This window comes from Candidatus Eisenbacteria bacterium (genome assembly GCA_016867715.1).
Lineage (GTDB): Bacteria > Orphanbacterota > Orphanbacteria > Orphanbacterales > Orphanbacteraceae > VGIW01.
Map to the genome: position 1 here is coordinate 1 of VGIW01000134.1, position 6,111 is coordinate 6,111.

The 6,111-nt window shown below is 65.8% G+C and carries 6 protein-coding genes; 2 read left to right on the forward strand and 4 right to left on the reverse strand.

The genetic code is table 11. The annotated features are described in order from the left end of the window. The 3 genes from FJY73_13740 to FJY73_13750 all read right to left on the reverse strand — a co-directional run. Nucleotides 1-1,746 (reverse strand): efflux RND transporter permease subunit (locus FJY73_13740; GenBank protein MBM3321720.1); only part of this gene is annotated, 1,746 nt, incomplete at its 3' end. Between the two features lie 7 nt (nt 1,747-1,753). Beyond that, entirely contained in the window at nt 1,754-2,794 is a 1,041-nt protein-coding gene (locus FJY73_13745) for an efflux RND transporter periplasmic adaptor subunit (GenBank protein ID MBM3321721.1), read from the reverse strand. Beyond that, nucleotides 2,794-4,215 carry a TolC family protein gene (locus tag FJY73_13750; protein MBM3321722.1) on the reverse strand — a complete coding sequence of 474 codons (1,422 nt, stop codon included), beginning with the start codon at nt 4,213-4,215 and terminating at the stop codon, nt 2,794-2,796. The genes FJY73_13745 and FJY73_13750 overlap by 1 nt, the downstream gene beginning before the upstream one ends. Nucleotides 4,216-4,443: 228 nt before the next feature. Here FJY73_13750 and FJY73_13755 point away from each other — a divergent pair, with 228 nt between their 5' ends. After that, the gene (locus FJY73_13755; GenBank protein ID MBM3321723.1) at nt 4,444-4,875 is read left to right on the forward strand and encodes a hypothetical protein; all 432 of its coding nucleotides are present in this window, start codon (nt 4,444-4,446) and stop codon (nt 4,873-4,875) included. Nucleotides 4,876-4,913: 38 nt separating this feature from the next. Here the strand turns inward: FJY73_13755 and FJY73_13760 are convergent, their stop codons facing one another. After that, nucleotides 4,914-5,888, reverse strand: coding sequence for a 50S ribosome-binding GTPase (locus FJY73_13760; protein ID MBM3321724.1), 975 nt, complete (start codon nt 5,886-5,888; stop codon nt 4,914-4,916). A 61-nt stretch (nt 5,889-5,949) separates the two neighbouring features. Here FJY73_13760 and FJY73_13765 point away from each other — a divergent pair. Further along, nucleotides 5,950-6,111 (forward strand): endonuclease V (locus tag FJY73_13765; GenBank protein ID MBM3321725.1); only part of this gene is annotated, 162 nt, incomplete at its 3' end.

A 6,111-nucleotide genomic window follows, 5' to 3' on the forward strand; every position in this document is an offset into this window, starting at 1 on the left:
CTCCGACTCGATGCGGCGCACGATCGCGTCGCTGACCTCGAGGCGCGTGCCGAGCGGCGCGGTCACGTCGATGTAGGCGTAGTTCGGATCGGAATCCGGAAAGAACTCGACGCCGGTTCCGAAGAGAACGAACGCGAACACGGTGACGAGAAGCGCGAGAAATACCCCGCCGAGGGCGATCCACGGGCGGCGGAGCGCCCAAGCGAGCTGGCCCCGATAGAAGCCGCGGAAGCGAAGAAAGAGGCGGTCCCCAGGGGGGCGTTTCTTCCCCTCGCCGCGCACCGAGATGAAGACCGCGCAAAAGGTCGGGTTGATGACGAGCGCGACGAACAGCGAGGCGGAAAGGGTGATGATCAGCGTGATCGGGAGGTACTTCATGAACTCGCCGACGATGTCGGGCCAGAAGAGCATCGGCCCGAAGGCGACAAGAGTCGTGAGCGTCGATGCGGTCACCGGAACGGCGACCTCGTTCGTTCCGCGCGAGGCGGCCTCTTGGCGCGAATACCCCTCGTTCCGGTGCCGGAAGATGTTCTCGACGACGACGATCGCGTTGTCCACCAGCATGCCGAGCGCGAGGATGAGGCTGAAGAGAACGACCATGTTCATCGTGTGGCCGAGCGCGGCGATCACGATGAACGAGAGGAGCATCGAGAGCGGGATCGCGATCGCGACGAAGACGGAGTTCCGAAACCCCAAGAACGCGAACAGGACGAGAATGACGAGAACCAGACCGCTGAAGATGTTGTTCTCGAGCTCGCGGACGATGTCGCGGATCTCCTTCGACTGATCGGCGACGACGGTGATCTCGGTCGTCGGAGGAAAGCTCGGGCGCGCTTCTTCGATGATCGCCTTCACCGCGTCCGCGACGCCGATGATGTTCTCACCCGAGCGTTTCTTGACGCTGATCGTGATGCAATCGGCGCCGTTCTGCCGGGCGTACGTCGTCCGTTCCTTGAAGCCGTAGCGGACCGCCGCGAGATCGCGCACGTACACCGGACGGTCCCCGATGCTCGTCACGACGAGATCCGCGACGATGCCGGGCGTCTCGAACTCCCCCGGCACGCGGACGGTGAAGCTCACGCTCCCCCCCTCCACCGTCCCTCCCGGGACCGTGAGGTTCTCGCTCGCGATCGCCTCGATCACGTCCGCGAGATCGAGATCGTACGCGCGAAGCCGGATCGGATCGACGGCGACCTGGACTTCGCGCTCGAGCTCTCCCGTGAGGTCCGCCGAGAGAACGCCGGGCACCGACTCGATCTGCTCCTGAAGATCCTCGGCGAGGTCCTTTAGGCGAAGGAGGCCGTACTTGCCGGACAGATTGAGAAGGAGAATGGGGAAATCCTCGAAGCTGATCTCGGTGACGTACGGCTCCTCGATGTCGGCCGGCATGTCAGCCTTCGCCTGGTTCACCTTGTCGCGGACGCGCTGCAGGGCCGACTCGATGTCCATGTCAGGCTCGAACTCCGCCTCGACCACCACGTACCCCTCGCCGGTCGTCGAGCGGAGCTCCTTCACTTGTTTGATCTCTTTGAGCTTCGTCTCGATCCTCCGCGTGACGAGCGCCTCCACGTCCTTCGGGGCGACCCCCGGATAGATGACTTGGACGAGGATGATCGGGATCGTGATGGAGGGGGTCGATTCCTTGGGGATCGACAGGTAAGAACCGACGCCGAGGAGGACGATCAGCGCGCAAAGCGTGAAGACGATCGCTTTATGCGTAATGGAAAAATCGGTGATCGACTTCATGCGGGCCTCACGGAAGAACCTCGATCCGCTCCCCCTCGACGAGCTCCCGGTTCCCGACGACGATGAGGGAATCCCCTTCAGCGAGGCCGCTGTCGACGACCGCCATCTGGCCGTACACCGCCCCGATCCTCACCATCCGCCGCAGGGCCGTTCCCGAAGAGGCCAGAAAAACTGCGGAGCCTTCCTCGGTCTCCACGACCGCGTCTTGGGGGACGACGATCGCGCCCTCGTAGACGTCCTTGACGAGACGAGCCCGGAGCGTCATGCCGGGACGAAGCGCCGCGTCCTCGTTCGGGACGCGCACCTCCACCGTGACGGTGCGCGTGCCGCGGTCGACCTCGCGGCTCACGAAGACGACCTCTCCCTCGAAGACCCGTTCCGGATAAGGGTCGGCGAACACCTCCGCAAGGTCCCCCGGGCGGACCTTCGCGAGATAGATCTCCGGAAGCGGGACGCGAATTCGTACCGAGCGAAGATCGAGGAACCGCGCGAAGGGAGTCGCCGGCCCCGCGAAGTCGCCGACGTCGAGAAAACGGGTGTCGACGATCCCGGCGAACGGTGCGCGAAGGACCGTCCGGTCGTGCTGCGACTTGGCGGTTCCGTAGCGCGCCTCCGCCATTTCCCTCTGGCGCTCGAGGCTCGAAAGCTCGTACTCCGAGATCGCCCCCTCCGGCCGAAGCGCCGCGCTCCGCTCGAAGAGATCTGCCGCGAGATCGCGCGCCGCTTCCGCCTCGCGAAGCGCGGCGGCGTAGAGATCGTCGTTCAGCTTCGCGATCGGCTCCCCTTCGCGAACCGAGGCTCCTTGGTCGGCGAGAATCCGCTCGACCGCCCCGCCGACTTCGAAGACGAGCGTCGCCTCTCGATCGGCGCGCGCCGTACCGATCAGGTTAAAGTAATCGTTGAACGAGCGGCGCTCGACCGCGCTCACCCGGACCGGGGTCGTCGGGGGCGCGGATCCGTTCTCCGCTTCCTTCTTTCCGCATCCGGCGAGCGTCAGGAAGACCGCCGCGACGATCACCTTCCTCCCCGCACGCGACCAGCCGACCATTACCATTCCTCCCCCCACGAGATGCCGACGACTCGCATCCAGACCGCCTGAGCCAGAAGCGCGTCGTGGATCGATCGAAGATGCGCGACGCGCGAGCGCGTGAGCGCGAGGCGAGCGTCCAAGAGCTCGATCTGCGACAGAAGCCCGCTCTCGTACCTCGTCTCCGCGATCGCGTGCGCCTTCTCCGCGTACGCCAGAGACTTTTCGGATGCCGCGAGCCGCTTTTCCGCGCTCTCGATGTCGAGCTCGGCGGCGACGACCGCCTTGCGCACATCTTCCTCGGCCTCGGCGAGACGAATCCGAGCGATCCGAAGCTCCGCCTCCGCCTGCCGGATCCGAGAAGAGGTCGCGCCGCTCGTCCAAATGGGAAACGTCGCGTACACGCCGCCGAACGAGGAGCTCGTCCGCTCTTGTTCCGAGAAGCGGAGATCGTCCGAGTTCCCCGAGAACTGGTACTGCCCCGTAAGATAGAAGTTGGGAAAGCGGTCCGCTCGAACGACCCGGAGGTTCTGTTCGAGGAGGCGCGCGCGGAGCGCGAGCACCGCGAGATCGGGGTTCTCCTCCGCCGCGCGGCCGCCGCGGCCCCGGATCTTCTCGGGAAGAATCGGCGCGTACTCGAGCGCGCCCCGCACCTCGATCGGTTCGCGGACGTCGATGCCGAGCGCCGTCTTGAGATCGTTCCGCGCACGCGCAGCCTCGTTCTCAGCGGCGATCACCCAGGGATCCGCCTCGCTCGCGTCCACCTCGGCCCGAAGAAGCTCAAACTCCGAGGCGAGGCCCCGCTCCCGCCGGAGGCTCGCCGCGTAGCGATGGTGAAGAGCCCGATCGCGCGCCGACCGATAGACCTCGGCTTCCGCCTCCGCGAGAAGCGCTCGGTAGAAGAGACTCTTTACGAGAAGGACGACGCCTTGCTCGCTCGCCTCGACGTCCTCCTTCGCGCTTCGATTGTAAATCTTTGCCGCTTGAAGCGCGGCGCCCACCTTCCCCGCGAGCCAGAGCGGCTGCGTGAGCGAGAGGGTCGCCGTGTAGTCGTAGCGCGAGCCGACCTCGATGCGGATGTTCTCCGGGATCTCTTCGCCGCCTTCCCCGTTCAGCGTGTCCTCCTCGCCGCCGAACGAGGGGAAACCTCCGAAGTAGAACGAGGGGAGCTTGAAGTTTCGCCCGATCCGCCCATCGAGACCGATCTGCGGAAGGGCCGCCGCCCACGCCTCGCGCACGCGGAAGCCGGCCTTCTCCTCCTCGACCCGCGCCGCCTGGAGACCGCGGTTCGTCTCGCGAGCGATCCTCAAGCAGCGGTCGAGGTCGTAGACGTTCGACGTCTCCTCGCCGCGCGCGCCGAGCGGCAGGAGAAGCCCGAGAGCCAGCGCGACGCCGAGAAGCGCGCGGGCGCGGAGCGGATGCTTTCTTTCGCCGTCCGACATTGGAGTGCGCTCTCTCTGCCCGGCACGAAAAGGAGGGAGCGAAGCTCCCTCTGCTCAATCGAAGGGGCGAGCCGGGGGCACGGGGGATAAGAATAGCCGATGAGACGGGCGGCGCCAAGCGAAAACTCGTCGGGAGCTCGCTCCCGCAAGAAGACGTGGCCCCGCTCTTCGAAATGCGGTAGAATGCCCGAACCGGATCGAATCGGAAGACGGGAGGAGTGAGGCGATATGCCGGCGCGAGGTCCCCAATACGAAGAGGGTCACCTGTTCGTGGCGGCCGTCCGCGTTCTCGCCCATCGGGAGGGCCGTCCCCCCACCGTCGAGGAGATCGCCGAGCTTCTCGGCGACTCTCGAGAGATCGCCTATCACCTCGCGCGCGGCCTCGCCGAGAAAGGAGTCCTCCGTCTTCTCGCGAACCCGTTCGAAACGCACGTCGAGGTCGCCGATCATCTCGCCCTGGAGGAGCTCTCGCGCGAGGAGCACGGGCCCGGCTTCGAGGAGGACCTGCGCGAGTTCCAGGAGAGGAAGAAGAAGGACCGGGACGAGATGAGCGATTTCTTCATGGGCGACGGACGCGAAAAGAAGAAGAAAGATAAGCTGAGCAAGATGGAGGAGGAGTTCCGCAAGTTCCGCAAGTCGAAAGATTCCGGGGACGATTGATCTCTCCCTCGGTTCCGTCCTGCGCGCCGAATCCTGCTTTACATATGAAGCTCAAGGATGTCCTTGTCGAGGAGAGGATGGTCCTTGTGCACCTGAATCCCCTGAAAGGACCCTTCCCGCCAAAGACGGGCGAAGCGGAGTTTCTCGGCGAAGTCCTTGTGCACGATCCGGCAGAGATCCCCGACGCCGGACCCGACGGGAAGCGTGAACGGCCTCTCCATGTCCGGCTTGTGGCCCGGCATCTTCGGATAGACCCGCATCACGCGGAGCATGCGAAAGAGAAGAGCGGGGAGTCGATCGATCCCCTCCAGCGTCTCCGAGGAGACCGGGCGGAGAGGGAAGTCGCCGACCTTCTCCGGAATCTCGCCCGCGAGGTCGGCCTTGCTTCCGGCGAGAAGCGCGCGCTTCGTGAAGACCTCGTCCTCGATCGGGCGCTCCCATTCCCCCTCCGGCACGAGGGAGAGACGCGCGGCTTCGAGATGAACGAGAAGGCCGAGAAGGCGGTCGTCCGGATCGCCCGCCGAGAGATCGATCACGAGAAGGACTCCGTTCCCCGCGCGCGGGATGTTCGGAACCCACGGCTCCATGTACTCGTCCGAGAAGGGCGGCGTGTCGACGAGCTGGATCTGGACATCCTCGAACGAGAGCATTCCCGGCCGAGGCCGCTGGGTCGAGAACGGGTACGCGGCCACCTCGGCCGGCGCGCCGGTGAGCGCGGCGAGGAGAGCGGACTTCCCGACGTTCGGCTCGCCGACGATCACGATCTGTCCCGCCCCCTCGCGCGGGACATGATCGGGGGAAGGCCCGCGTCCGCCTCTCTTTCGCGAGCGCTCCTCCTCCTCCTCGACGAGGGAGATGCGGCGCTTGATGTCCGCCTGAAGCTTCTCGGTCCCCTTGTGCTTGGGAATCGCGGAGAGCATCCCGCGGAGCGCCTTGAGCTTCTCTTGTGGGTTCTTCGCCTCCTTGTACTTCTCCTCGGCGGCGAAGTACTGGGGCGTCAGGTTCGCCGGCATGGTACTCTCCTGTTTCGAACAGTATACCGGCGGCCGCCGCGCGCCTCAAGGAGACGGCACGATGAGGATCCGGACGATCCACGCGTGGAACCTCCCGCCGCGCCAAGCGGCCGCGCTCCAGCGACGCCTCGCCGCGCGCGTCGTCCGGCGGGGCGGGCCGCTGCGACCGCGGCTCGTCGCCGGCGCGGACATCGCCTGCGACCGGGAGAGCGACCGTCTGTAC